22 protein-coding genes, 1 tRNA gene and 2 pseudogenes are annotated in these 24,274 nt (G+C 59.6%); 14 read left to right on the top strand and 11 right to left on the bottom strand.

Annotation, left to right across the window (positions count from 1 at the left end):
• Window positions 1-91: 91 nt before the first annotated feature.
• On the bottom strand, window positions 92-634 hold the full coding sequence (locus tag DQ405_RS19070; protein ID WP_168425648.1) for a hypothetical protein: 543 nt from the start codon (window positions 632-634) through the stop codon (window positions 92-94).
• 187 nt (window positions 635-821) lie between these two features.
• On the opposite strand from DQ405_RS19070, the gene otsB reads away from it, so the two are divergent.
• From otsB to DQ405_RS19050, 4 genes are all read left to right on the top strand, one after another.
• Entirely contained in the window at window positions 822-1,586 is a 765-nt protein-coding gene (gene otsB, locus DQ405_RS19065) for a trehalose-phosphatase (RefSeq protein ID WP_168425647.1), read from the top strand.
• A gap of 25 nt (window positions 1,587-1,611) precedes the next feature.
• Entirely contained in the window at window positions 1,612-3,021 is a 1,410-nt protein-coding gene (gene otsA / locus DQ405_RS19060; RefSeq protein WP_168425646.1) for an alpha,alpha-trehalose-phosphate synthase (UDP-forming), read from the top strand.
• An 82-nt stretch (window positions 3,022-3,103) separates the two neighbouring features.
• Complete coding sequence (gene can / locus DQ405_RS19055; protein ID WP_168425645.1) at window positions 3,104-3,748, top strand: carbonate dehydratase; 645 nt, start codon at window positions 3,104-3,106, stop codon at window positions 3,746-3,748.
• Window positions 3,748-4,659, top strand: coding sequence for a DMT family transporter (locus DQ405_RS19050; RefSeq protein WP_168425644.1), 912 nt, complete (start codon window positions 3,748-3,750; stop codon window positions 4,657-4,659). The genes can and DQ405_RS19050 overlap by 1 nt, the downstream gene beginning before the upstream one ends.
• A 44-nt stretch (window positions 4,660-4,703) precedes the next feature.
• Here DQ405_RS19050 and DQ405_RS19045 read toward each other — a convergent pair whose 3' ends face one another.
• Window positions 4,704-4,895, bottom strand: a complete 192-nt coding sequence (locus DQ405_RS19045; RefSeq protein WP_168425643.1) for a hypothetical protein — start codon at window positions 4,893-4,895, stop codon at window positions 4,704-4,706.
• Between the two features lie 102 nt (window positions 4,896-4,997).
• Window positions 4,998-5,300: a putative quinol monooxygenase gene (locus DQ405_RS19040; RefSeq protein WP_168425642.1), complete on the bottom strand. Its 303-nt coding sequence runs from the start codon at window positions 5,298-5,300 to the stop codon at window positions 4,998-5,000.
• 59 nt (window positions 5,301-5,359) lie between these two features.
• Between DQ405_RS19040 and DQ405_RS19035 the strand changes: the two genes are divergently transcribed.
• On the top strand, window positions 5,360-5,764 hold the full coding sequence (locus DQ405_RS19035; RefSeq protein ID WP_168425641.1) for a VOC family protein: 405 nt from the start codon (window positions 5,360-5,362) through the stop codon (window positions 5,762-5,764).
• 539 nt (window positions 5,765-6,303) lie between these two features.
• On the opposite strand, the gene DQ405_RS19030 is transcribed toward DQ405_RS19035, so the two are convergent.
• A complete protein-coding gene (locus DQ405_RS19030) occupies window positions 6,304-6,777 on the bottom strand; it encodes a DUF2214 domain-containing protein (RefSeq protein ID WP_168425640.1) in 474 nt (157 codons plus the stop codon).
• A 10-nt stretch (window positions 6,778-6,787) separates the two neighbouring features.
• Entirely contained in the window at window positions 6,788-7,225 is a 438-nt protein-coding gene (locus tag DQ405_RS19025; protein WP_241730068.1) for a DUF6152 family protein, read from the bottom strand.
• 259 nt (window positions 7,226-7,484) lie between these two features.
• On the opposite strand from DQ405_RS19025, the gene DQ405_RS19020 reads away from it, so the two are divergent.
• Complete coding sequence (locus DQ405_RS19020; RefSeq protein WP_206678914.1) at window positions 7,485-8,744, top strand: MFS transporter; 1,260 nt, start codon at window positions 7,485-7,487, stop codon at window positions 8,742-8,744.
• Window positions 8,745-8,822: 78 nt separating this feature from the next.
• Here the strand turns inward: DQ405_RS19020 and DQ405_RS19015 are convergent, their stop codons facing one another.
• Both DQ405_RS19015 and pdxR read right to left on the bottom strand, forming a co-directional pair.
• Window positions 8,823-9,653, bottom strand: coding sequence for an isocitrate lyase/PEP mutase family protein (locus DQ405_RS19015; RefSeq protein ID WP_168425638.1), 831 nt, complete (start codon window positions 9,651-9,653; stop codon window positions 8,823-8,825).
• A gap of 191 nt (window positions 9,654-9,844) precedes the next feature.
• Entirely contained in the window at window positions 9,845-11,251 is a 1,407-nt protein-coding gene (gene pdxR, locus DQ405_RS19010) for a MocR-like pyridoxine biosynthesis transcription factor PdxR (RefSeq protein ID WP_168425637.1), read from the bottom strand.
• A gap of 166 nt (window positions 11,252-11,417) precedes the next feature.
• Here pdxR and DQ405_RS19005 point away from each other — a divergent pair, with 166 nt between their 5' ends.
• The 3 genes from DQ405_RS19005 (at window position 11,418) to DQ405_RS18995 (ending at window position 15,256) form a co-directional block, all read left to right on the top strand.
• The gene (locus tag DQ405_RS19005) at window positions 11,418-12,464 is read left to right on the top strand and encodes a TlpA family protein disulfide reductase (RefSeq protein ID WP_168425636.1); all 1,047 of its coding nucleotides are present in this window, start codon (window positions 11,418-11,420) and stop codon (window positions 12,462-12,464) included.
• A gap of 88 nt (window positions 12,465-12,552) precedes the next feature.
• Window positions 12,553-14,595 (top strand): protein-disulfide reductase DsbD family protein, encoded by a 2,043-nt coding sequence (locus tag DQ405_RS19000; RefSeq protein ID WP_168425635.1) that lies wholly within the window; start codon window positions 12,553-12,555, stop codon window positions 14,593-14,595.
• Window positions 14,596-14,626: 31 nt separating this feature from the next.
• On the top strand, window positions 14,627-15,256 hold the full coding sequence (locus DQ405_RS18995) for an FMN-dependent NADH-azoreductase (protein WP_168425634.1): 630 nt from the start codon (window positions 14,627-14,629) through the stop codon (window positions 15,254-15,256).
• A 139-nt stretch (window positions 15,257-15,395) separates the two neighbouring features.
• Here DQ405_RS18995 and DQ405_RS27535 read toward each other — a convergent pair.
• Window positions 15,396-15,549 (bottom strand): annotated as a pseudogene (locus DQ405_RS27535) (LysR family transcriptional regulator); the annotation flags it as partial.
• 131 nt (window positions 15,550-15,680) lie between these two features.
• On the opposite strand from DQ405_RS27535, the pseudogene DQ405_RS18985 reads away from it, so the two are divergent.
• Window positions 15,681-16,067, top strand: a pseudogene (locus DQ405_RS18985) (VOC family protein).
• 1,188 nt (window positions 16,068-17,255) lie between these two features.
• On the opposite strand, the gene DQ405_RS18980 reads toward DQ405_RS18985, so the two are convergent.
• A tRNA-Met gene (locus DQ405_RS18980) sits at window positions 17,256-17,332 on the bottom strand.
• A gap of 361 nt (window positions 17,333-17,693) precedes the next feature.
• On the opposite strand from DQ405_RS18980, the gene DQ405_RS18975 reads away from it, so the two are divergent.
• The 3 genes from DQ405_RS18975 to DQ405_RS18965 all read left to right on the top strand — a co-directional run bounded on the left by DQ405_RS18975 (window position 17,694) and on the right by DQ405_RS18965 (window position 20,266).
• Complete coding sequence (locus DQ405_RS18975; RefSeq protein WP_168425633.1) at window positions 17,694-18,602, top strand: LysR substrate-binding domain-containing protein; 909 nt, start codon at window positions 17,694-17,696, stop codon at window positions 18,600-18,602.
• Between the two features lie 64 nt (window positions 18,603-18,666).
• On the top strand, window positions 18,667-18,861 hold the full coding sequence (locus DQ405_RS18970) for a hypothetical protein (RefSeq protein ID WP_168425632.1): 195 nt from the start codon (window positions 18,667-18,669) through the stop codon (window positions 18,859-18,861).
• A gap of 286 nt (window positions 18,862-19,147) precedes the next feature.
• On the top strand, window positions 19,148-20,266 hold the full coding sequence (locus DQ405_RS18965) for a metallophosphoesterase (protein WP_168425631.1): 1,119 nt from the start codon (window positions 19,148-19,150) through the stop codon (window positions 20,264-20,266).
• Between the two features lie 5 nt (window positions 20,267-20,271).
• Here the strand turns inward: DQ405_RS18965 and DQ405_RS18960 are convergent, their stop codons facing one another.
• Window positions 20,272-20,970 carry a DNA-3-methyladenine glycosylase gene (locus tag DQ405_RS18960; RefSeq protein ID WP_168425630.1) on the bottom strand — a complete coding sequence of 233 codons (699 nt, stop codon included), beginning with the start codon at window positions 20,968-20,970 and terminating at the stop codon, window positions 20,272-20,274.
• A gap of 365 nt (window positions 20,971-21,335) precedes the next feature.
• Between DQ405_RS18960 and DQ405_RS18955 the strand changes: the two genes are divergently transcribed.
• On the top strand, window positions 21,336-22,253 hold the full coding sequence (locus DQ405_RS18955; RefSeq protein WP_168425629.1) for a LysR substrate-binding domain-containing protein: 918 nt from the start codon (window positions 21,336-21,338) through the stop codon (window positions 22,251-22,253).
• Window positions 22,254-22,323: 70 nt separating this feature from the next.
• Here DQ405_RS18955 and DQ405_RS18950 read toward each other — a convergent pair whose 3' ends face one another.
• On the bottom strand, window positions 22,324-24,039 hold the full coding sequence (locus DQ405_RS18950; RefSeq protein ID WP_168425628.1) for a BCCT family transporter: 1,716 nt from the start codon (window positions 24,037-24,039) through the stop codon (window positions 22,324-22,326).
• Window positions 24,040-24,274: the final 235 nt, after the last annotated feature.

Here is a 24,274-nt window from a genome sequence, read left to right as displayed (position 1 = left end):
TGTGTATTGGCGCTTTATATTCAGCGGAGTAACCAGGGCGGGCGTTGACGGGTTTCGCTGCGTTCACCCGTCATACGGCCTGACGCCCGGGTTATCGGCCTGGCGCCTTGTCCCGCCCGGAATCCAGCGGCGCGTCGCCTTCGAGCTCGTTGTCATCCATTACGTCGTCCTTCTCGTGCAGCACGGCATCGCCGCCACCGAGTCCGGTGTCCGAATCGCCTTCGGCCGGACCATCCCACGGCTTGCCGTCCAACGGGTCATAGCGAGCCTTTTCCGCCTCGTCGAGGTCCACATCCGCGCCGATACGATGCTCGGAGACCTCGCTTAGATCTTGATCGGCCGGACCGCCGTGGCCGCGCTCGCGTGGCGAGCGTGAGCCGTCCTCCTGAATCAACGTTTCCGGTGCCAAATCGTCCATGGTGGTGTCGCCGTCTGGCACTTCACCCGTGGTCATGCCGGCCTCGGCGACCCGTTCCGGTGGGAACTTATCCTCGACCTCTTCGGCCGGTACCTCGTCACCGATACGGCCCTTTCGGTCGTCGCGATGTTGGTCGAAATCGAGCTGCTCCATCGAACCCATGCGGTCTTCGGTGTCGTCGATTTCCGTCGGCGTATAAGGCTTGCGATCGTTCATGACAACCTCCTGCGTGAGCTACGGTCTTGCAGGTTGTGACCCGGTGTTGATGCGAAGATTCAGGCTGATTGCTGGCCGGTTCAGGCTTTATGAACCAAGCTGGATAAATTCAGCCGATAGCGCCCAGGCGCTTGTGTTGGTGCAAAAAAGCGCGAACCACCGTCGACCATTCGGAGTCTCACGAAACATGAACGAACCTAATGACCGACCCGGGCGAGAGGTCCGGCGCTGCGCTTTTTTCTTCGATGTCGACGGCACCTTGGCCGAGATACAACCTCGTCCCGAACTTGTTTCCATTCCATCTCCTTCGCTGGTGGCGCTGGAACGCCTGCATCTCAGCGGAGTTCCCGTAGCGGTCATCTCCGGGCGGCCACTCAGCCAGGTCGATGCGCTGCTTTCGCCATTGCGCCTGCCGGCAGCCGGCGTGCATGGCGCCGAGCGGCGCACCGCTAACGGCGAGATGCAGAACCTGGTCCTCGACGGTGGGGTTTTTCATGCCATCGAGCAGGAGCTGGCGCAGGCATGTGCCCAGCATCCCGGCTTGTCGCTGGAAAACAAAACTGTCGCATTTGCCCTGCATTTCCGCCTGGCCCCCGAGCTGGAGGACACCGCCCGGGGGCTGGCTGAGCGCTTCGTCGAGCGCTACGGCGATGTGTTGGCGCTGCAGCCGGGCAAGTGCGTGTTTGAACTCAAACCGCGCGGTGCCATCAAGGGCGAGGTGATTCGTACCTTCATGCAGGAGGCGCCCTTCAAGGGCCGTACGCCTGTGTTTGTCGGCGACGATCTGACCGACGAGGCGGGCTTCAGGGTGATCAACGAGCTGGGCGGGCTTAGCATCAAAGTCGGAGCAGGTCCGACCGAAGCCGCCGAGCGTCTGGACTCGGTAGCGGCCGTCGGAACCTGGCTCGAAGGCTTGCTCAGCGCCTTGTCCGAGTCGCCAGAAAATCAATAAAACCAAACTGAAGCGAGAACGACCCATGAGTCGACTAGTAGTGGTTTCCAACCGAGTAGCGCCGATCAAGGCGGGCAAGGTCGCTGCTGGCGGGCTGGCAGTTGGTGTTTATGATGCGCTGCGTCAGGCGGGAGGCATCTGGTTTGGCTGGAGCGGCGACGTAGGCAGCACTCCCCAAACCAATACCGAGACCGTCGGCAACATCACCTACGTGACCCTTGGGCTGACCAAGCAGGACTACGACCAGTATTACCGCGGCTTTTCAAACGCTACGCTGTGGCCGATCTTTCATTACCGCATTGATCTGGCCCGCTACAACCGTCAGGAGTACGAAGGCTATCGGCGCGTCAATGCGATGCTGGCGGAGAAGCTCAAGCCGCTGCTCAAACCCGACGACATCATCTGGATTCACGATTACCACCTGATCCCGTTTGCCGAAGCCTGCCGTCAGCTGGGCATCCGCAACCGTATCGGCTTCTTCTTGCACATCCCGTTTCCGCCGCCGGAAATCCTCACGGTGATCCCGCCCCATAATGAATTGCTCAAGACGCTCTGCTTCTACGACCTCATCGGTTTCCAAACCGAAACCGACCGGCTGGCTTTCCAGGATTACATGACCCGCGAGGTGCGCGGCATCCTTGAGGCCGATGGCAGCCTGACCGCCTACGGGCAGAATTTCCGGGCCGGGGTCTATCCGATCGGCGTAGTGCCTGATGAGATTCAAGACCTTGCCGAATCCTACAAGACCCGCCGTAAGCCCATGCGGCGTACCACCGATGTCGCACGCAAAAAGATCATCAGCGTCGATCGGCTGGATTATTCCAAGGGGCTATTGGAGCGATTCAAGGCCTACGAGGCTTTTCTCGAGCGGTATCCGGAACACCGACGTGCCGTTGAATTCGTTCAGATCGCACCCACCTCCCGCTCTGATGTAAAAACCTACCAGCACATCCGCCAGCAGCTGGAAAGCGCGGCGGGGCACATCAATGGCTGGCTCTCGGATCTTGATTGGACACCACTGCACTACCTCAACAAGAGCCATGATCGGCGTGTGCTGATGGGCCTTTTCCGCAGTGCCGATATCGGCTTCGTCACGCCACTACGCGACGGCATGAACCTCGTCGCCAAGGAATACGTCGCCTCGCAGGATCCCGAAGACCCAGGTGTATTGGTGCTGTCGCGCTTTGCAGGCGCCGCCCGCGAGCTGACCTCGGCATTGATCGTCAACCCTTATGATTGCATTGGCATGGCCGAGGCCCTCGACCGGGCGCTGCGCATGTCCCTCGCCGAGCGCAAGGATCGCTACGAGCACATGATGCGGGCGATTCGCGCCGCGGACCTCGACGCCTGGCGCGACAACTTTCTACGCGATCTACGCGCGTTTTCTTCCCGGCCCAGGGCCGACGTGCAATCGAACCCACTGTTTACCGTCTAAGCTGTGACGTCCCGGTCCGCACACTTGTCAAAACACAGACCGATTCGTAACGTGCGTGTCGGAATGCAAGGCCAGAACAGATATGAACGATCTTGATCAGTTATTCGAGAACAATGCGCGCTGGGCAAAAGCCATCAACGAGGAAGATCCGACCTTCTTCGCCAAGCTGGCCAAGCAACAGGCACCGGAATATCTCTGGATCGGCTGCTCCGATGCGCGAGTCCCGGCCAACGAGATCGTTGGCATGCTGCCGGGGGATCTGTTCGTTCATCGCAACGTTGCCAACGTCGTGTTGCATACCGATCTGAATTGCTTATCGGTCATCCAGTACGCCGTCGACGTGCTCAAGGTAAAACATATTCTGGTCACCGGGCATTACGGCTGCGGTGGCGTACGCGCCTCCATGCGCGATGACCAGCTCGGCCTGATTGATGGCTGGCTGCGCACCATTCGCGATCTGTACTACAAGCACCGGGACCATATCGCCAGCTTCCCGACCGAGGAAGCGCAGGTGGATCGCCTGTGCGAGCTCAACGTTGTCCAGCAAGTGGCCAATGTCAGCCATACCAGCATCGTCCAGAATGCCTGGCACCGAGGCCAGCCTCTCGCCGTGCACGGATGTATCTACGGCATCAAGGACGGTATCTGGAAAGACCTGGATGTCACCATCAGCAGTCCCGAACAATTGCCTCAGCAATACCGCCTTCGGCCATACCGGCCGGTCTGATGGTCGGTCGCCAAGGATGGGCCTACACCGGCCTGCTGCTTGCTGTGCTCTGCTGGAGCGGTAATGCGCTGGTGGCGCGTGCCTTTCACGAAGCAATCCCGCCGCTGACCCTGTCGTTCTGGCGCTGGGTGTTGGCGACCTGTCTGCTACTGCCTTTCGTCGCGCCTTCGATCTGGGCCCACCGCGCAACCCTGCGCGCCGCAAGCTGGCGCCTGGTGATCATCGCCGCGCTTGGTATCAGCAGTTATAACTCGCTGCTTTACTCTGCGGCGCAGAGTACCGAAGCCATCAACCTTACCCTGGTCAACACCTGCCTGCCGCTGTTCACCTTTATCGGTGGCGGGCTGTTGCTAGGTGAATGGCCCGCACGGCGCGCCTGGTTCGGCATGGCGATCGCCGCGTGCGGTCTGATCTATCTCATCAGTCGCGGCAGTTGGGTGGTTTTCAGCAGCTTGTCTTTCCAGACGGGCGATTTGATCATGCTCGGGGCGGTAGTGGTTTGGGCGCTGTATTCCCTGCTTTTACGGCGCTGGGGCAGCTTTTTGCAGGTTCCACCGCTGACGCTACTGGGTGTGCTGATGCTGATCGGCACGCCGCTGATTCTGCCGTTCTACCTGTTCGAACTGAGCCAGGTCGGTGGCTTCACGCCAACCCTGACCAATCTCACCGCCATCGCCTACACCGCCATCTTCGCCTCGCTGGTGGCCTATCTCTCGTGGAACCACGGCGTTAAAACGGTCGGCGCGGCGAAAGCGGCCATGGCGACCTATCTGATGCCGGTCTTTACCGCGATGCTCGGCTGGCTGGTGCTGGGCGAGGGGCTGCGGACGTTCCACTGGGTGGGCGGTGGGCTGATCTTCACTGGGCTGCTGCTGGCAACCCGACCTGCTGCGCGTAGCGCAGTCCGCTAACGCCAAGCCGAACAAGAAGAGCCCCGCGTGCGCGGGGGCTCTTGTCATTTGCGCTTGTGGTTGTCCGGATCGTCTTCGTCGCTGCCGTTCATGCGGGTACGCGTGGGTTTCAGGCTATGCCCGACCGGTTGCGTACGGTCCGTATGGGCGGTGTTGCCGATCTCCACCTCGTCGGCGGTATTCGCCAGCTCGTGATCGCTCTTCTCGTGCGGGGTCGTCTTGTCGTCTTTGGCCATGCTGCACCTCATGGTTGTGGAAGACTCAAGATTTTGAACAGGCCTGCAGGGCGATGTTCATGCCAGTGGTCAGATCGCGGACGCAATGAGAGCAGTAGTTACTTAGCGTTTGCTATTGGCGCAGACCATGCGGCCCTTCATGGCCTCTTGCTTGACGATAAACTCCCCGAGCCGCGGACGGCTCTGCAGATAATGCTCGGTGGTTTTGTGATGTGCGAAAGCGGATTCGTCGCGATATAGCTCATAGAGATACACAAGATCGGGATCGGTCAGATCCTGCACCACATCGAAGACCAGGCAATCCGGCTCGTTCTGGACCGAGGCAGCGGCGTTAACTCGCATGGCTTCCATAAACTGAGCGAACGAGCCAGGCTTGAGCTGGGTTTTCAAAATGAGGCAGTACATAAGAATCCTGTTTTGTTTTATGGTTGCGACTTGATTGTATACAAAAAAAGGATCAAAACATGCCAAACCGTCCCGGTCGCCTTAATGGCCTGCGCCACCTGGCGCTTACCGCCCCGAATCTGGAAGAGTGCGAACGCTTTTATGTCGACGTGTTGGGCATGGAAGTGCTCAACCGCGCCAGCAAGGATCTCGTCTACCTGACCTGCGGCAACGACAACCTTTCTCTGGGACGCGCCTCGACAAAAAGCAGCGGCGTCCAGGCGATGAATCACTACGGCTTCATCGTCGACAGCCTGGACGAGCTACACGCCTGGTATGAATACTTGAAAACCCAGCATGTAACTCTGCTGGATCGCCCCTTCGCTCACAGCGACGGCGCCCACAGCTTTCATATGCTCGACCCTGCCGGAAATACCGTTCAGCCGCTTTATCATCCGGCGATATCGGGGCAGCGTTTGCGCTGATGTGAAGCGAGAACAGGGTTTGTGGCGGTGTTCGCCTGGGTCGCTTCGGCGGCTAACCGTTTGTGGCGAAACCGACTTACGCTGCGGATGTCCTTGCGCTCTCCGGATGTGCTGATTGGTAGCGGAGTTGGGCGAGGCAGGGCAGCGTCTTAGCGATGCAACGGACGAAAGCAGGCTTTGGCGGAGTCGACTTCTGGCAGGAGCGGACGCTCATCGTCTGATGCATAAAGCGGACTTTCACTAGCTGCTGAAGGGGTTACTGGAACTGGGCCTGCAGATAATCGACGCCGATTCGATAGCGGCGGGCAATCCGTCAGCGGAAGATCGTGGGACTACTTATTGGCCCCATGGTCCGCAACAGCATAGGCCTGCGAAAACCCGCAACGGCACAGACCTAGGCCGCGTGGCGGCGAGCGATCTGCTGCTCTGGAGCGGGCGGGCTCATACGAACGGCCAGACGAAACCTTCTCCTTGAATATCAACTGCGCTGTCAGAGTCGCTAATCGGTGGCGCCGCTACATCCCGCCGATTTCCTCGTGTCAGACAAAGCCGATCCAGCGGCCGGCTATGAGGATAGAAAGCCAAAGAATCGCGGATGCGACGGCCAGGGCGCGAACTCGCACAGTTGGTCGGCCGCCGCACAGGGCGATATCAAAGCGCTCTCCGCGATGCTGGAGTGCGATGTTGCAGATTGCCAGCACTAGCAGTGCGGCCTTGTAGAGGAAGGCTGGGTTCTCTGCGTACTCCGCCGGCTTCACAGAGAACAACCAAAGCCCCGTTATCACCGCAAGTGTGGCGCCCGTGGCCGCTGCGCGTACAAGAAAGGGTCCAATGACCGGCAGGTCCCGTCCGTGCCTTGAACGCAAAAGGAGCAAATCGAGCGGCAGGATCGCGCCTAGGAGTAGCCCTATGCCAAGGATGTGAGCTGCATTGACGACCAGATAGGCGATCCAGTATTCCTGTAGGACGACGGCACCGGGCCAGCCGGCAACTGATTGCAGAAAAACCGTCATCGCCGTGTCGTCATTCCTTGATGCGCTCCGGATACATGTCGTATTGCTTGCCGCCGACCGTGATGCGCACGGCTTTTATATGCGCTTCGTTCGGCTCCTTGGTGCGGTTGCCGAGTACGGTGATGTCATCTCCCACCTTGGCGGTATCGCCAGTGAAACCGGAACGTTGCGTCTGGTTCGGATTCCCCAGATCGACTTGCCATAAACGGCCGTCTTGGGCTTTTACGCGCAAGGCCGGATGAGGTGGGGCCATCGATATCTCGGTAATCGTGCCCTTCAACTCCGACTGCTCTTCTTCCGCCCAGGCCCAACCGTGGTGAGCGAAGGCCTGCGTTGCAAACAGCACCATAGCTGTGACGCAAAGCACTAAGACCATACGATGCGCAACATCGCGTGCGGTGATGGCGGTTGCTCGGGTGGCGGTTCGGTTTTCGCTTGATACGAACATAATCATGCTCCGTTGGGCGAATAAAAATGAGAGGCCGACACGTTGAACCCAGTTCCTGATTTCTCAGTACAAGAACTGCCTGTGCCTACGGTCCTTAAAGTAATGTGTAGCAGGCTTTTTCGAATCCGCCTTTGGCCGAGTAGCCTTATGGCGAATCTGAATGGTTTGAATATTTGTACGAAGGATGCATGAGGTCGGACGTAGGATTGTTTGTTAGCTTTGTATGAGCAGCACGAAACTCATTTCAGAGGTGCGATCTGTGTCCTTATCCCTTCGCAAAGGTAACTGGTACCACGGCTGGAACATCGTTGCTGCCGCCACGGTCCTCACGCTGCTGACGGTTGGAATGCGCCTCGGGATCGGGCCATTTTTCCTCCCGATGGCAGAAGACCTCGGCTTTAGCCGCAGCCTTCTGGCTACCATCGTTGGGATTGGCATGCTGTTCTATGGCTTAGCGATGCCTCTCGCGGGGTACCTTGTTGGGGTAATAGGAACGCGCTCCGTGTTGTTGCTCGGAACGACAATAGTCGTCGCCTCAACGGTATGGACAGTCGTTGCACGTACGCCTTTCACCTTTCTACTTTCATTCGGTGTGCTGCTGTCGATTGGTCTTGCGTTCACCAGCCCAGTGGCGCTAACGCCGGTCATTAGCCGATGGTTTACTCGGCAACGTGGTATGGCGCTGTTCTTCCTGTCTACTGGTTCAATGGCTGGTATGGCGGTACTGACGCCGCTGCTGACGCTGTCTATTACGTTATTTGATTGGCAAACCACACTTGTTGGCTTCGCTATTACATTCGCTGTGGTAACCGTGCCGGCAGCCTTATTCATCATTAAGGACGAGGCGCCGCAAAATTCGGATCTGCTACAAGCGACGCCTGATTCTGTGCCATCAACCAATGCGGCGCCTGAACTCACGTTCGGTGCCGCTATGCGCACTTCGCCCTTTTGGAAAATCGTGCTCGGTCTGTTCGCATGCGGATACAGCATGAATCTTCTTGGGACTCATGGCGTGCCTATGCTCATGGATCACGGATTCGATGCCATGACGAGCTCTTATGGCATCGGGCTCATCGGTCTTGTGGCCATTGCTGGAACGCTGGTACTGGGTCGATTGTCCGACCGGCTCCCTCGAAGGAACATCCTAGGGGCGATTTACTTCATTCGGGGCCTGGGGTTCTTTGCGCTGCTCCTAGTAGGTACCCATTGGGAGCTGTACATCGCGGCGGCTATTGGAGGAATGGTTTGGGCGGGCAGTATTGCAGCTTCGTCGGCCATACTCGCGGATGTATATGGCGTGCGGCTGGTCGGCGTTCTGTACGGAACTGCTTATTTGGGCCATCAGGTCGGAGCAATGATCAGCTCATGGCTAGGTGGGTGGGGGTTCGAGCAGTTCGGTACCCATTGGCTCGCTTTTGGTAGTTCGGGCGGGCTGCTTTTGATTGCCGCAGTGGTTTCGCTAAAGCTGCCGTTGAGTGGTTTTACATTTCCGCAGCCGGTAACGGTTTCTAAAGCCTGAGCCGGCGCGTTTCCGAAGCGCAGCAACTTGCTGTGGCGCGCCCATTCTGAGCGGCGTGCCAAAGTTGCTTAATGCGACTCAGCGAGGTGAACCGAATAATTTGTCGAGCTCCGCACCTGAGGGCGTATCGATAAACCCATCGAATCGACCCTGTTCACTCATCGTCCGGGCGGCGGTTATAAAACCGCCCCAAGCTGCTCGAGCCAAGGCACCACCCACGCTGATTCGCCTCACGCCAAGGTCGGCCAGATCTTGTACAGACAAGTCACTGGCCCAGCCGATGAGAACGTTCACAGGCTTAGGGGCTACCGCGCTCACAACCGTCTGGATTTCTTTCCGCGTCTTGAGGCCAGGGGCATACAAACAGTCGGCCCCCGCGTCCGAATAGGCAAGTAAACGCTCGATGGTATCGTCCAGGTCTGGGCGATCCACGAAGTAGTTCTCTGCACGTCCGACCAAGAGGGTGTCGCCGCCATTTGCATCGATAGCTGCACGGGCTGCCTGCATGCGCTCCACAGCTTCCGATTTGTCTCTCAACGGCTGTCTTGAGTCGCCTGTTGAGTCTTCAATCGAAAGGCCTGCCACGCCGGTATCGACAGCCATGCTGACACTTTCGAATATCCCCTCGGCGGTCATTGCATAACCGCTTTCGAAGTCCGCATTGATAGGAAGGTTGCTAATGGCGGCCATATAACGCATATGAGCCAACGTATCGGAGCGGGACAGCTGACCGTCAGCTCGTGATTGCGACCACGCATAGCCAGAGCTGGTAGTCGCTAGCGCTTTGTAACCGAGCGTCTCCAGGATACGGGCGCTGCCAGCGTCCCACGGGTTGGGTAATAAAAAGCATCCTGTCCGATGCATCTCACGAAATACCGCACGTTTTTCTGTAGCTGTGAGTTGAGCCATGGCTCCCTCCAAGGGACGGTATCTAGCCGGTATCTTGCTGGGGCAGAAGCCCGAATCAGGTTCGAGATTCGCCTCTAGTTTTGTAGAAGCTGCGATAGGCTGCAAATGACCGGACGCTGTCCGCTGTGAGAGGCAGTTTCGGCCATAAGCTGGCGCTCATGCGCGTCCGTATTAGAAGGGTTTTTCCGTCCTCACATAAGCGTTTGGGTGAACTGAACCAGGCGTCTGCAGCAATCCTCGATGCCTTCGTCTGGAACGTTGGTGACGCCCAGCAGTAAGCCGCTTAGGGCCTGCGCAGGGTCGGCATACCAGATAGATAACGGTAAGGGTGCAAGCCCGAATGCCAATGCCTTCTGGCTGATGGCAATATCGTCGGTGCCTTTAGGCAAGTGCAACAGCAAGGCAAGCCCCGCCATCGCCTCGCTCGTGGCTGGAACGCTCAAGGCACGCTGTAAGGCAGCCAACCGGGCGGTATAGGTGCGCTTCATTCTTCGCAGATGGCGTAGATAGTGGCCCTTGCGCATGAACTCCTTTAGCGCCCACTGGCTGGCAATCGACGCAGAGGGTGCCAGCGCAGCCGCTGTGTCTGCGACCCGGTTTGCCAGGGCGGTCGGCGACACGACAAAACCTAGACGCAGGCCCGGATTGATGGTCTTGCTAAAGGTCCCGATGTGAATGACCCGACCTGAACGATCCTGGGAGGCAAGCGCTGGGGCAGCCCGACCAGTAAGCTGAAGCTCACTCAGGTAATCATCTTCGATAATCCAGCTCCCGTTCTCATCCGCCCACTCCAACAGCCGAAGACGTCGTGACAGCGAAAGGGTCATGCCAAGCGGCGCCTGCTGACCTGCCGTCACCACCGCCAACGCAGCATTTGGCGCACGTTCAATACCTTCGTCGACGTTCAGGCCCTGTGCATCCACGCTGACCGGAACCGTTTCAATCCCTGCCATGGAAAGCGCTGTGCGTGTCATCGGATAGCCGGGATCTTCCATCCACGCCGTCTGCCCTCGCAAACCGAGCGCATGCAGGATCAGCCCAAGACCACCGGAGTAGCCCGAGGTGATGACGATCTGCTCTGGCGCACAGATGACGCCTCGCGCCACGGAAAGATAGGCGGCGATCTCGGTCCGCAAGCCGGGCTCTCCGCGAGGGTCCGGATAGCTGACCGGTGCCATTGCGGCCTGGCGGGCCGCGCTCGCGGCAATGCGTGACCACACCTTGTAGGGAAAAACGTCCTGCGCGGGGATACCCGCCTGAAACACCATGGGCGCGTTGCTGAATGAATGCTGGTAGAAGTCCGGCAATGGCGAGCGCAGACTGCTGGGGTCTGTCGGTCGGACCGTAGGCAATGGCTGCGCGACAAAAGTACCGGCAGCGCCACGGGAGACGATCAGCTGTTCGTCGATCAGCCGTTCATAAGCCGCCCGCACGGTGCCACGAGCAACGCCCAGCTGAACGCTGAGGTCCCGCCAGGACGGCAAGCGAGCGCCCGCATACAGATGTCCCTCGCTGATTGATCTGCCAATGGCTCCAACGATTTGCTCAACCAGAGAAAGCCCTGCCTCGCGGTTGAGTTCAATACGCAAATCTTCCATGCAGCTTTCACCCGCAGGCATTGATGGAAAAAGACGAAAACAATATCAGGCGCACCGATGGTACAGCCGGATTTGCTATTCATGGGCCTTTTTACTGAACCGTTAATCAATATGATGCAGCGTTAGAACGACCCATTCACGCCCATCCAGGCCAAGGAGCTTTCCTTTGCAATCACCGTTTCTGCTCTCTCTCATCAAGAAATTCCTGGCCCTGCTCGTGCTCGGTAGCGCACTCCACTTGGCTCACGCCGATGACAGCCTGGACGATGAGGGTGCGCGGCGGGCACGCACTGCCGGCGCTTCGCTGATCGGACAGCTTGCGCCGGTTGCAGTGCTCGAAACCATCGATGGGGAGAAGATCGACCTGGCTGAGCTGTACGGAAAAAAGCCGGTTTACCTGAAGTTCTGGGCCACATGGTGCGTGCCCTGCCGCCAGCAAATGCCCGGCTTTGAGCAGCTGCAACAGACGATGGGCGACAAGGTGCAGGTCATCGCGGTAAACACCGGCTTCAGCGACGACATTGATTCGATCCGTGCATACCGCAAGGAGCATCAGTTGACCATGCCGATCGTCATTGATGACGGCAGCCTGGCGGCGGACCTCAACCTACGGGTCACGCCCCAGCATGTGGTGATCGGCCGGGATGGGCGGATATTTCATATCGGTCACCTCGATGACCAGGCTCTGCATGCCGCGCTGGAAAATGCCGTATCAGAGCAAACAGCCTCTACCAGTCGCTCGCAGGCCAACGCAGCCCCAGAGACACCGCAGTTCACCCCAGGCGATACCGTGACCGACCTGAATATCGAGACGTTGGACGGCGAGCAGGTACAGCTAGGCAAGGGCGGCAAGCCGCGCGCACTGGTGTTCTTCGCGCCCTGGTGCGAGTCTTATCTTGAGGAAAGCAGGCCCGAGACATCCCTGGCCTGCCTACGGGTACGCAAGGATGTGGATAGCTTGATGGACCAGGGCGACATAGAGTGGCTGGGTGTTTCTTCAGGGCTGTGGGTCTCCGCCAGCGACCTGCAGGATTACAAAAACACCACGCCTACCACCCTGCCACTAGCGCTCGACGAGCAGGATGAACTGTTTCGTGCCTTCGCCATTCGCGACATTCCGACGGTGGTCCTCCTAGATGCGCAAGGCCGTGTCGCCAATATCCTCAAGCCGCAGGACAACAATCTCGTAGAGGCAGTCAAGGCGCTGCGTTGACCGGTTGCGTCCTGCGGTTCCGGGGGGGGGGGGCGGCGACAAGACGCCTGCTGCCATTTATCCACTCGATACCTTGCTCAGGAACCGCATGTCACTGCTATCGCTAAAAGGGCTCCTGCTCGGCTTTTGCCTGTGCGTTATCAACCTGCCTGGCCTGGCGGTCGAGATGCCCGGGCCTGACGATGTATTGATCGCATCGTCGCTGATCGCTTCAACCGAGGCGCCTTCATCTGGGTCGACCACAACATTGGCGATCTTCATGGAACCGCAGGGCGAATGGCATGGCTACTGGAAGCAACCAGGCGATGTCGGTCTCCCCGCCAAGTTCACCTGGCATCTGCCGGACGGTGTAACGGTGGGCGATCCCGCTTATCCGCTGCCGCAAACGCTGCTGATCGAAGGTCTGATGAACCATGTCTACGAGCATCCCTATGCGTTGCTTGTAGACCTGACCCTGGAAGACAACTTGCCAGACGGGACCGCATTGCCGATCCGTGTGGATATGCAATATCTGGCCTGCCGGTACGACGCCTGCGTCCCTGAGCGTGCCTCGTTGTACACGACATTGCACGTAGGCGACGGCCACCAGACCTCTGACGTTGCAGCCCGCTTCGCCAGTTGGCGCCAGGCGCTGCCCCGGCCGCTGGCTGCGCCGGCCAGTTTTGACGTAGAAGGCGATCTCTTAAGGCTTCGCGTGCCCCTTCCGGCCAGCGTATCGATCCATGATCCCCACCTGTTTTCCGCAACCAGGGGTGCGATCGACAACGCTGCCCCTCAACGCATCGAGCGACGCGGCGATGAGTTGATCATCGAAACGCCTGCGGGCGATCAAATAGCCGATGCTTTCCAGGCCACGCTAAAACTGAGCGCCAGCCTCGGGCTAGATATAGACGCGAAACGCGGCGGCGCGACGAGCGTGCCCGCCAGCACATCCGACAGCAGCTTGAGCGTCATCCTGTTTGCGTTGGCCGGCGCGATTGCCGGGGGGCTGTTGCTGAATCTGATGCCGTGCGTCTTTCCTATCCTCAGCCTCAAAGCCATGAGCCTGGCGCGCTCTGGGATCAGCCCGGCTATAGCTCGTCGCGACGCCGTGGCCTACACCAGCGGTGTGGTGCTGGTGTGCGTCTTGCTCGGCGCCGTTCTACTCGCCCTGCGTGCTGCTGGCGCCCAGGTCGGCTGGGCCTTCCAGCTGCAGAACGCTAGCGTGATTCTGACCCTGATGTTGCTCACCACTGGCATCGCTTTCAATTTAGCCGGGCTGTTCGAGTTGGCAACGATCGATGCTGGAGCCAAGCTAACCAAACAAAGCGGCGTCGGTGGTGCATTCTGGACCGGCGCGCTCGCGGCCTTCATCGCCACGCCTTGTTCCGGACCTTTCATGGCTGCGGCCCTTGGCGCAGCGCTGGTATTGCCGACTGCCGCAGCCATGCTGGTATTCGCCGGGCTCGGCCTGGGCATCGCTTTGCCTTTTCTACTGCTGGGGTTCATCCCCGCGCTGCAGCGGCGCCTGCCCAGACCTGGCCCTTGGATGGGAACCCTGCGCCGCCTCCTCGCAGTGCCGATGTTCCTCACCGTGCTCGCCCTCCTGTGGGTACTCAGCCAACAGGTCCCGGCCAATGCGCTGGTCGCATCCCTGGGCTGCGCCATGCTGCTTGCACTCGGGCTCTGGCTGACTGGCCTCTGGCAGCAGAAACTGAAACGCAATGCCTGGTTGCCCGCTGCTCTGGCATTGATTCTGGCGCTCGGCCTGGGCTGGAGCCAGGTCTCTGGGCAAACCGCGCCTGCCTTGGATGTGCAGCGACGCGCGTTCGACGAGCAGCAACTGGCCCAACTTCGCGCTGATAAGGTACCGGTGTTTCTCTACTTCACTGCCGACTGGTGCATCACGTGCAAGGTGAACGAGCAAGTCGCCATCAACCGTAAAGCGACCGCGCAGGCTTTTGCTGCTGCCGGGGTCGAAATGATGCGCGGCGACTGGACCAATGGCGATCCAGTCATTACCTCATTCCTCGAGCGTCAAGGTCGCTCAGGCGTTCCGCTGTACCTGTGGTACGGAGCGGGTGAAGCCGAGCCACGACTACTGCCCCAGATTCTCGGACCGGATTCGCTGCCTGAACTGGTGCAACGGTAATTCTGGATATCGAAAGACCAAGGAGTCGCTCATGGAACAATTGCTCGTCATCAACACCAGCCCGCAGCGCAGTGCGTCGTACAGTCGGCAAATGACAGAACGCTTTGTGCGTTCTTGGCGCATTCGATACCCGAGCGGCGAAATCGTCTACCGCGAGCTGGGCAACCAGCCGATTCCACACGTCGATGAGCGCTGGGTTGAGGCCGCTTTCACCCCGTCCGAGGCCCGAAACCCTCAACAGAAAGACGTCTTGGCGCTCAGCGATGAGCTGGTGAGCGAGCTGAAGCAGGCCACCCAGCTTGTGATCGGCTGTCCCATGCACAACCTGTCGGTGCCCAGTACGCTAAAAGCTTATATCGACCAGACCGTCCGCATGGGAGTGACGACCCGCCTGGTACCTGGCACACCTGGCAGCCCCTACGCCGGCCTACTGCACGACAAGAAGGCGTACCTGCTGCTTGTGAGAGGCGGCCATGGCTATGAGGAAGACGGAGCATACGCACACATGAACTTCCAGGAACCCTACTTGAGGGCGGTACTGGGCATGCTGGGCATCCACGACATAACGACGGTAAACCTTGAATACACGGCTATCGGCGGCGGCCAATTCGATGACGCCGTGAAGCGGGCCAATTTATGTATCGATGCGCTGTTGGGTTAGCCACATAGCTTTGCAGATGCCCCCGAAAGCGGTCTCTAGATATGCGGCATCTCCTAGGGTTAGCGAAGGGTAGGCATCAGCGTGCTGCTGGCAATGGTTTCTCACAGGGCGGCGATCTCGCCAACTGCGCACCGATGAATCAGCCGCGACGCGCGTCCAGATTGAAACGACCGGCACCGAACGCCACCACTGGCAGCGACCCACCCACCATGGCGAGGTTCTGGAAGAGGTGAATTATCCGGTTTTGGTCGCCTAGCTGGTTAATGGAACGCCAGCGCAGTCACCACGCTGAATTATGTTCAAACAAATAGAAAGAGCTGCTCAGCGCAGCAGCCTCAAGGTGAAAAAGCCTTGAGACAATGAGTACACAAGGAGAGGATTTACGTATCCAAGCCATCGCGTCGGAACCTGGCAGGAAGTGCTTATGAAAATCTCTGTAACAAGTGTGCTCGTCGACGACCAGACGAAGGCACTGGCCTTCTACCGAGATGTTCTCGGCTTCGAGCCGAAGCATGACATACCCATGGGCAAATACCGCTGGCTTACGCTCACCTCACCTGGCGACCCGAGCGGCGTCGAGTTGCTACTGGAGCCAGACGCGCATCCCGCTGCGAAGCCGTTCAAGTCCGCCCTTAAACAGGACGGAATACCCTGCACCTTCTTCTCGGTCGACGACGTGCAGGCATAGCATGCCCGGCTTTGTGCAGCCGGCGTACATTTCACGCAGCATCCCACGGCCATGGGAGACGTCACCATCGCCGTGTTCGACTACACGTGCGGCAATCTCATCCAGATCGTCGAACAGAAATAGAGATGCTGATGCGACCTGCGACCTGCGACCTGCGACCTGCGACCTGCGACCTGCGACCTGCGAACGCACGTAGCGGTGCGCACGTGGCCGGACCGCGTATGGCTCCGACAAGAGTGGAGAGAGCCGAAAGCGCTCGCTGCTTCCGAGCGCTATCGGCCATGAGCACGCAATCGCCGAATGTTGCTGATAGGTATGCTTAACTAGTCACTGTCCATTCGTTTGTGGGCTCTCAAACATGGGCACATGGATCAAATGGTCTTTACCTCTGACGCAATAATTAATCTGTTGGCCCATCGCATTGGCGTTTGCGTGCTGGGGTTCCTGAGCGGCGGCCGGTTCAAGGGTGTAAGCGGCTTTGCCTGGGGCTGGGCAGTCGTCCTTGGCGGTTTGGTACTGTTCGCCCCCTTCGTAGCCTTAATAGGCTGGCTCATCCATCTTCGCAGTTATTAACTGCTGTCATCCCTTTGGGTCGTTAGTGGACGATTACCAGCATGCAAGTCGGATATGGCAGGACCCAATGGGGAGCGGCAGCTTTCGTCCATAGCGTTGCGCGCCTCAATTGCTTGTAATTCAGGATCGACTCGAACCTGCCGATATGGGGAAAAGGGGTTGCTTACGGGCTGATTAGTCAGGACGAGATGATTGAAAGGAATAGTAACGTCCTGAAATTTCTGAAGCGCTTTCGGTATCCAATACTGGCATTGATGGTCATAGCCTCGCGGGTAAACGCTTTGTGCGCTTCGGTGGTGACTGGAGCCATTTCTGGTCAGTTCTGGCAGCACACGCATGGTTCATGCAAGCGGTGTTTGCGTACCTTCGGGGAGGATCGGTTGCCATTGGCCCAGCCGGTTTGTCCAAAGATGCAACCCCCTAGGGAGAGCGGCACTAGCTGCCACCGCATTCGTGTTTTATCTGCTGACATTTGCCTACGAGATCGATAACCACGCCGATTCGATTCACAAACCAAGAGCCTCGGACTGGACGATGCCCACCCGGGCGGAGCTCGGGGATAGACTGAGTAAGCCTCAGCTGACGCTGGCTAGCACGCCTATATCGCTTCTCTCGCAATCTATACCGGGTCACGGGCAGCTATCGGCCCAGTAGTCTCTCATAGTGCGCTCTCGGTGGGGCTTGGCTAAACAGCGGGCACAAAAAAAGGGCTCCGCTTTCGCTGAACCCTTTTTAATTTGGTGGCTACGCAGGGACTTGAACCCCGGACCCCAGCATTATGAATGCTATGCTCTAACCAACTGAGCTACGTAGCCAAGTGGCGCGCATTATTCTCGTCGTGCCTGTAGCTGTCAACCCTTCCTCGATGATTTTTCGTCCGTCTATCAAATGCTTATGCTGCCCCATCCGCGGCCGCCAGAGCCGGCTTGATGGAGCGTCTGTTTGCCTCGGATCGATCCACTTTGACGTGATGCCTGGGATTGCCAGATGATCGTGGCGACCGGTATATCTTCGTCGGTCAGGTGCGGCTCTCCGGCCGGCAGTTCGCGATAAGGCTTCCATGACTGGCCGGCCACTTCGGTAGGAGAGGTCTGGGCCGTCAGCACCAACAGCGCGTCGGTTCAGGTGGGCCGGATCAGGTCCACTGCCAAACTTGATAGGCCCCGAGTGCCACAGATGAAAACCACGCTCGACGAGTTGCAGGCGTTCACCGCCGTCATTGATACCGGCTCGATCTCCAGTGCCGCGGTGCAATTGGGGCAAACCGCCTCGGGAATCAGTCGCGCGTTGAGTCGGCTCGAAGCCAAACTGGCCACCACGCTGCTGCGCCGCACGACAAGACGGCTGGAGCTGACCGAGGAAGGCAGTGCCTTTCTGATTCAGGCGCGGCGAATTCTCGACGCGGTGGAAGAGGCCGAAGAGCAGATGTCGCGACGCCAGCAGCATCCCGCCGGGCGCCTACGCGTCAACGCCTCGGCGCCGTTCATGCTGCACGTGCTGGTGCCCTTGATTGGCGGGTTCCGCGAGCGCTACCCGGATATCGAACTGGAACTGCACAGCAGTGATCAGATCATCGATCTGCTGGAGCATCGCACCGATCTGGCGCTACGCCATGGCCCGCTGCGCGATTCCACTTTGCACGCCCGGCCGCTGGGCCGCAGCCGGCTGCGTGCGGTGGCCAGTCCTGATTATCTGGCGCGAAGGGGTGCCCCGCAGCAGGTGGAGGAGTTGGCGGCGCACAGCCTGATCGGCTTCACCCAGCCGGAGAGTCTCAATCAATGGCCGCTGCGCCATCCGCTCGGTGAAACCTGGCCCATCGTGCCGAGCCTATGGGCGTCGAGCGGGGAGACGGTGCGGCATCTGGCGTTGGCCGGCGAAGGTATCGCCTGTCTGTCTGATTTCATGACGGCACGGGATCGGGCCGAAGGTGCGCTGGTGGAAGTGCTGCCCGAGGCCAATACCAACGTGTTGCAACCGATTCACGCGGTGTACTACCGCAATACCGCATTGGCGGCGCGCATCACCTGCTTCCTTGATTACCTGAATGATTGCCTGGGAGAGCAGGCGTGGACGTGCGACGGATAACCGGTCCGAACGATGCCTGCGTGACTTTGCCTAACGCTGCAGGCACATCTGCGAGGAGAACTTCATGCTCAGCATCACCTTTCCAAGCGATCCGCCGCTTAATCCCTGGCTGGCCGACGAGTCGCCGCTGAACGATCTCGACGAGGCGGAGAGCGACACCGAACTGGACGACGGCGATACGCTGCCCGATGAAGTGGTCGAGCAACTGGAAAAAGAGCCGCCGCCGCCCGATCCGATGCCTGACCCAGGGGTGATGTAGCGGTTCGGTTGTATCTGATCGATAGGCTCATCGCCGCCCAGGATGCACCTGGCACTGGTTCCCACGCGAATGCGTAGAAACCATCGGTCTTCGACTCCGCAGTCATCGTACCCCACGCGCCTGCGTGGGGTACGATGGCACGCTATGTCTCAGCCTGCTGGCATAGCCGCTGCAGTGTTTGCCGCTTCCGTGACACCCATTGCGCGAGCGCTAAGGCCGGATGCGGAACTGCCGGCGTGAACGGTCGATTCCAAAATCTTCAAATATTTCTCTAAAGAGCAGAAGCATGAACAGGCGGTTACTGGTTGGGGTACTGCTGATTGGCCTGCATGTGTTCGTTGGCGTCACGTTGATTCCGGCTTTATCGCTTGGATTGCCGGGCAGCGTTCTGGCCTGCGGGTACCTCGCGCTTTCTGCAGTGCTGATGCGCTATGGCGTACTGGTGCGAGGGTCGGGTAGCGCGCCGCTGGCATGGTCCGGCTTGCTCGCCATGGGAATCTTTTCCAGCCTGGCGGTTCTTTCGCTGATTCGCGCCTTCATGCTGGCGCTGGCATCGCTGCTGGGCTGGGAGTCGGCAGCGTTCACGCAGAACTCAGCGTTGGCCGTGATCGCCGCGGTGCTGGCGGTGACGCTGTTCGGTCTGCTGAACGCGCGGCGAACCGCTCGGGTAGTGGAGCGTGACATCGCCCTGCGCAATCTGCCTGCCGCGCTGGACGGGTTCAGCATCGTTCAGCTCAGCGATATTCATGTGGGCCCGACGATCAAGCAGGGCTATATCGAGGCGATCGTGAAGCGGGTCAACGGATTGTCGCCCGACCTGGTGGCCATTACTGGCGACCTGGTGGACGGCAGCGTCGCTGATCTGGCCGACGACATCGCACCGCTGGCTCAGCTGAGGGCAGGTCACGGCGTCTACGTGGTGACCGGCAACCACGAGTACTACTCCGGTGCGGACAGCTGGATTGCTGAGTTCGAGCGACTGGGCATGGCGGTGCTGCTCAACCGTCACGTGCTGGTCGAACAGGCGGGCGCCCGGTTGGTGTTGGCGGGCATTGCCGACTATTCGGCCGAACTGTTCAGACCCAGCCATCGCAGCGATCCGGTCGCGGCGTTCGCGGGTGCACCGCCGGATGTGCCGCGCATCCTCCTGGCGCATCAGCCGCGGTCGGCGATGGCGGCAGTGGAGGCGGGTTGCGATCTGCAGCTATCCGGCCATACGCACGGCGGGCAGTTCTGGCCCTGGATGCATTTCGTGCGTTGGCAGCAGCCATGGGTGGCGGGCCTTCAGCGTGTCGGCGAGATGCAGATCTATATCAGCCGAGGCACGGGTTACTGGGGGCCACCGCTGCGTTTCGGCGCGCCATCGGAGATCACCCGTATTCGTTTGATCAGGACGGCAACCTAAGCCGTTCAGCTCGCCAACAGCTCGCGGCGCAGCAGTTCGTAGTCCTCGCCTTCCACTTGCCCACGGCGCAGCGGGTTGCGCGTGCAGTGCGCGGCGAAGCCGGCATCGACGAAGCGATAGGGCAAATGCTCATCGCGCCCGGTCGGGATGCCGAGCCGCGTAGTCTGGACGATGTCGGGGCGTGCGCCGATATCGTCGACTCGAAGTCGCGCGGGGTCCATGCGTTGCGCGTTCCATTCCTTGACCGTCAGGCCGAGCGCCTTGCACAGCAGCGTCTGGCCGGAGCAGAGGCGGGTCAGCGGCCGTGGGCCGCCAGCCGCGGCGGGGCTGTTGCAGCGCATGCGCTCGATGGATTCTTCACAGGACAGTGAATCGACCCAGGGGTAACCGGCCTTGATGCACACCGCGTTGCCGTCGCCCTGCACGCTGAAGTTCAGCGAATCACCGCCACGCGAGTAATAGAGGTACAGATGGCCGGCCGGCATGAACATTGCCCGCCGAGACGGGCTGTAGCCGAGCGAGGAGTGGCTGGCCCTCTCATCGACGTAGTAAGCCTCGGTCTCGATGATCCGTGCCGACAACCACAGACCATCGACGCAATGACGAATCACGGTTCCCAGCAGATCCTGGGCGACGAGTTGCGCGTCCCGATCGAAAAAAGCGTCGCTCAGGTAGTGCAGAGGTGGTTCGGTGAGGCTGTTCATCGATACTCCGGCGTCGGCAAGTCTGCCTGTTCCGACCACACAAGCGGGACGAATTTCCGCCGATGAGAACAACTTGCCTTACCAGTCGTCAGTAATACGTGCCGTAGAGCGAAGTTGTGCGGCCTGCCAAGCGGCCCGCTGCCCGTCAGGCCGTGGTGGGTCTCTCCGTGAAAAACTGGCGAGGACTGGGCTTCGAATCCACTATTCATTTATGGCCACACGCGCAAACAATCAATCGATGGTGCCTGGTACGACGTACCCGTCGTCTGTGATTGTGTTCCGCCGCGAGCGCTTTTCATGGCTGGCGAGGCAAGTCACCCTTCTGATCCCGGCATGGCCCGAGACGAATTAAGCGTGGTTCACCTATGAAAATCCATCCGCTCCCTCCGCTCAACAGCTTGGTGGCGTTTGAAGCGGCCGCGCGGCATCTGAGCTTTACCCTCGCCGCGCACGAGCTCAATGTCACCCAGGGCGCCATCAGCCGGCAGGTCCGCCTGCTCGAAGATTATCTGGGCAAGACCCTGTTCGAGCGCACCACCCGGTCGATCAACCTGAGCCCGACCGGGAGCCAGTACTACGAGACGGTGCGTGACGCGCTTACCCAGGTCGCCCAGGCCACCGGAGAAATTCGGCATTGGCGGGGGGCGCAACAGGTGACCGTCGCGACCAGTACGGCGATGGCCTCGTTGTGGCTATTGCCCAAGGTGGCCGAATTTCAGCGAGATAACGAAGAGATTGACCTGCGAATCATCGCCTACGACCACGTCAAGGATTACGCCCGCCTGGATTGCGACCTGGCGTTGTATTACTGCAGTACACCGCCGAAGGGTGTCCAGGTGATGCCGCTGTTTTCCGAAGAGGTGTTTCCGGTCTGCAGTCCCGGTTATCTGGCCAAGCATCCCGGGCTGACCGAGCCGCAGCAACTAGCCGGTTGCACCTGGCTGTGGCTGGAAGATCCGCAGATGGATTGGATCGGCTGGCAAGAGTGGTTCCGGCAACTCGGGGAGAAGGTGCCGGAGCCTAAGCGACGCATCAACATCAACAACTACTCAATGCTGATTCAGTCTGCGCTGAGTGGACAGGGGATCGCTCTCGGGTGGTCGAATCTGGTCGATGCCCATTTGCAGAGCGGGGCGTTGGTTCGCCCCATCGAGGCCGTGCTGAGGACAAAGGCGAAATTCTGCCTGCTCGAACCCCAGAGTCGCGGCATTAGCCGCCACAGCGTGACACGGTTTCGCAGCTGGCTGCTCGAACAGTTGCCGACGTCGATTGCCGAGGAATAGGCCTATCGAAGCCGAAAAACAACGGCCGCGGGCTTTTCGCCGACGGCCGTGTGGGAGCGAGGTGCCAGATTCAGGTGGCTGGCTGAAGCGTCCGCGTATCCTGCATGCGTGATGCCGGCCGAGCAGCCATGCTCTGGCCATGGCGGTTCGGATCCTGCTCCGGCTGATCAGCGTCGAGCGAATCATCCGGTTGTGGGATCGGCGTCGGCAGTCCGATAAAGGTCTCCTGGCGCAGGCAGCGCATCAAGCTGTAGCTCATTACCAGAATGAACACGGCAATCGGCAAACCGGCGGCAATCGAGGCCATCTGGATCGTCTTCAATCCCCCTGCGTACAGCAGCCCCATGGCGATAAATGCTTGCAGCACGCCCCACAGCAGACGAATGCTTTGTGGCGGTTCGGCATCGCCGCTGGAGCACAGGGTACAGAGCACCAGCGTGCCTGAGTCGGCCGAGGTGATGAAGTAGGTTGCCAGCATCAGGCAGACCAGAATGCTGAGCAGCTGCCCGACCACGCCGGCGTCTATCCGCTCCATCAGCATGAAGATCGCCGAAGTGGTTTCCGCCTTGGTCGCCGTCAGTATCTCGCCGCCGGTGAAGACAGCCGCTTCGCCAACCAGTTGGCCGCTCTCGACCTTCTGCTGGTGCGCCAGGCGGTCGTCCTGCTCGGCCTTCAGCGCCGAGCCGCCAAGAACGGACATCCAAACGACCGTCACCAGCGTCGGTACCAGCAGCGTGCCGGCGACCAGTTCGCGAATCGTGCGACCGCGGGAAACCCGAGCGATGAACAGCCCGACGAAAGGCCCCCAGGTCATCCACCAGGGCCAGTAGAACGCGGTCCACCAGTTCTGCCAGCCGCTGTCTTTCTGGGTGTCGCTCCAGAAGCTCAGGCCGACGATGTTGTGCAGATAATCGCCAGTAGTTTCCAGGGTGAGATTGAGCAGATAGCGGGTAGGACCGAGCAGCAGCACCACGGCGATCAGCAGAATGGACAGAATCATGTTCCATTCCGACAAGCGGCGGATGCCACGCGAGACGCCAGACATGACCGAGACAATGGCGCAGCCGCTGATCAGCGCAATCATCACCGCCTGCACGCCGAAGTTGACCGGCAGGCCGAACACCTGATTGAAGCCGGTATTGATCTGGGTTACGCCGAGTCCCAGCGATTGAGACACGCCGAACGCGGTGATCGCGACCGCGATGATATCGACGGTATGACCGATGGGTCCGTAGATACGATCGCCGATCAGCGGGTAGAGGATCGAGCGCATCGTCAAGGGCAAGCCCTTGCGATAGGCGAAGTAGGCCAGGGCCAGGCCGATCATGGTGAAGATCGCCCACGGATGCAGACCCCAGTGGAACATGGTGAGGCGCATGGCGGCGGTGGCGGCCTCGTCGGTCAGGCCTTCGGCGAGCGGGTTGCTGCCGTAGTGCAACATCGGTTCGCCGACTGACCAGAAGATCAAGCCGATGCCCATGCCGCCACTGAACAGCATGGCAATCCAGGACACGAACGAGAATTCCGGCTTCTCATGGTCGCGCCCCAGGCGTATGTGCCCGAAGCGACTGACCATCAGATATAGCAGCAAGCCCAGCACGCTGCTGACCAGGCTCAGGTAGAACCACTTGAAGTTGCCGAGAATGAAATCCGAGGTGTTCTGAAAGAACGCTCCAGCCTGTTCGGCGAGTACTGCACAAAGCACTACGAAGCCGATGACAAGCAGCTTGGAGATCACGGTAACGGTAGGGTTGAGGCCTCTGAACGGGCCTGATTGTGCACGCATCGCAATGTCCCTTTTTGTGTTTGTTGTAAAGGGTTTTGGTGCAGACCATGGAGAGCTCCATCCACAGCCTCGGCCAACTGGTCGAAGACAGCCACAAACAGGCTTGTGGCAGATGGAGCCGGTATCCCGGCCGCCCTTGTTGCGGCATCAAAGTGACGGCTGATGCCCGCAATCAACAAGCCATTTTTTCTCATTAACTCATGAGTTTTACGCATCCGCCGAGCGGCCACTTATT

This window comes from Pseudomonas sp. SST3 (genome assembly GCF_003325755.1).
This window is presented reverse-complemented; position numbering and strand designations above follow the sequence as displayed.

Bases quoted from the DNA above. Each gene is read 5' to 3' on its own strand.
- DQ405_RS19015 (WP_168425638.1), bottom strand. From the start codon at position 9,653: ATGGCTCAACTCACAGCTACAGAAAAACGTGCGGTATTTCGTGAGATG.
- DQ405_RS18965 (WP_168425631.1), top strand. From the start codon at position 19,148: ATGAACAGGCGGTTACTGGTTGGGGTACTGCTGATTGGCCTGCATGTG.
- DQ405_RS19035 (WP_168425641.1), top strand. From the start codon at position 5,360: ATGCCAAACCGTCCCGGTCGCCTTAATGGCCTGCGCCACCTGGCGCTT.
- otsB (WP_168425647.1), top strand. From the start codon at position 822: ATGAACGAACCTAATGACCGACCCGGGCGAGAGGTCCGGCGCTGCGCT.
- DQ405_RS19030 (WP_168425640.1), bottom strand. From the start codon at position 6,777: ATGACGGTTTTTCTGCAATCAGTTGCCGGCTGGCCCGGTGCCGTCGTC.
- DQ405_RS19025 (WP_241730068.1), bottom strand. From the start codon at position 7,225: ATGTTCGTATCAAGCGAAAACCGAACCGCCACCCGAGCAACCGCCATC.
- can (WP_168425645.1), top strand. From the start codon at position 3,104: ATGAACGATCTTGATCAGTTATTCGAGAACAATGCGCGCTGGGCAAAA.
- DQ405_RS18975 (WP_168425633.1), top strand. From the start codon at position 17,694: ATGAAAACCACGCTCGACGAGTTGCAGGCGTTCACCGCCGTCATTGAT.
- DQ405_RS19050 (WP_168425644.1), top strand. From the start codon at position 3,748: ATGGTCGGTCGCCAAGGATGGGCCTACACCGGCCTGCTGCTTGCTGTG.
- DQ405_RS18995 (WP_168425634.1), top strand. From the start codon at position 14,627: ATGGAACAATTGCTCGTCATCAACACCAGCCCGCAGCGCAGTGCGTCG.
- DQ405_RS18950 (WP_168425628.1), bottom strand. From the start codon at position 24,039: ATGCGTGCACAATCAGGCCCGTTCAGAGGCCTCAACCCTACCGTTACC.
- DQ405_RS19040 (WP_168425642.1), bottom strand. From the start codon at position 5,300: ATGTACTGCCTCATTTTGAAAACCCAGCTCAAGCCTGGCTCGTTCGCT.
- DQ405_RS18970 (WP_168425632.1), top strand. From the start codon at position 18,667: ATGCTCAGCATCACCTTTCCAAGCGATCCGCCGCTTAATCCCTGGCTG.
- pdxR (WP_168425637.1), bottom strand. From the start codon at position 11,251: ATGGAAGATTTGCGTATTGAACTCAACCGCGAGGCAGGGCTTTCTCTG.
- DQ405_RS18960 (WP_168425630.1), bottom strand. From the start codon at position 20,970: ATGAACAGCCTCACCGAACCACCTCTGCACTACCTGAGCGACGCTTTT.
- otsA (WP_168425646.1), top strand. From the start codon at position 1,612: ATGAGTCGACTAGTAGTGGTTTCCAACCGAGTAGCGCCGATCAAGGCG.
- DQ405_RS19000 (WP_168425635.1), top strand. From the start codon at position 12,553: ATGTCACTGCTATCGCTAAAAGGGCTCCTGCTCGGCTTTTGCCTGTGC.
- DQ405_RS19045 (WP_168425643.1), bottom strand. From the start codon at position 4,895: ATGGCCAAAGACGACAAGACGACCCCGCACGAGAAGAGCGATCACGAG.
- DQ405_RS19070 (WP_168425648.1), bottom strand. From the start codon at position 634: ATGAACGATCGCAAGCCTTATACGCCGACGGAAATCGACGACACCGAA.
- DQ405_RS18955 (WP_168425629.1), top strand. From the start codon at position 21,336: ATGAAAATCCATCCGCTCCCTCCGCTCAACAGCTTGGTGGCGTTTGAA.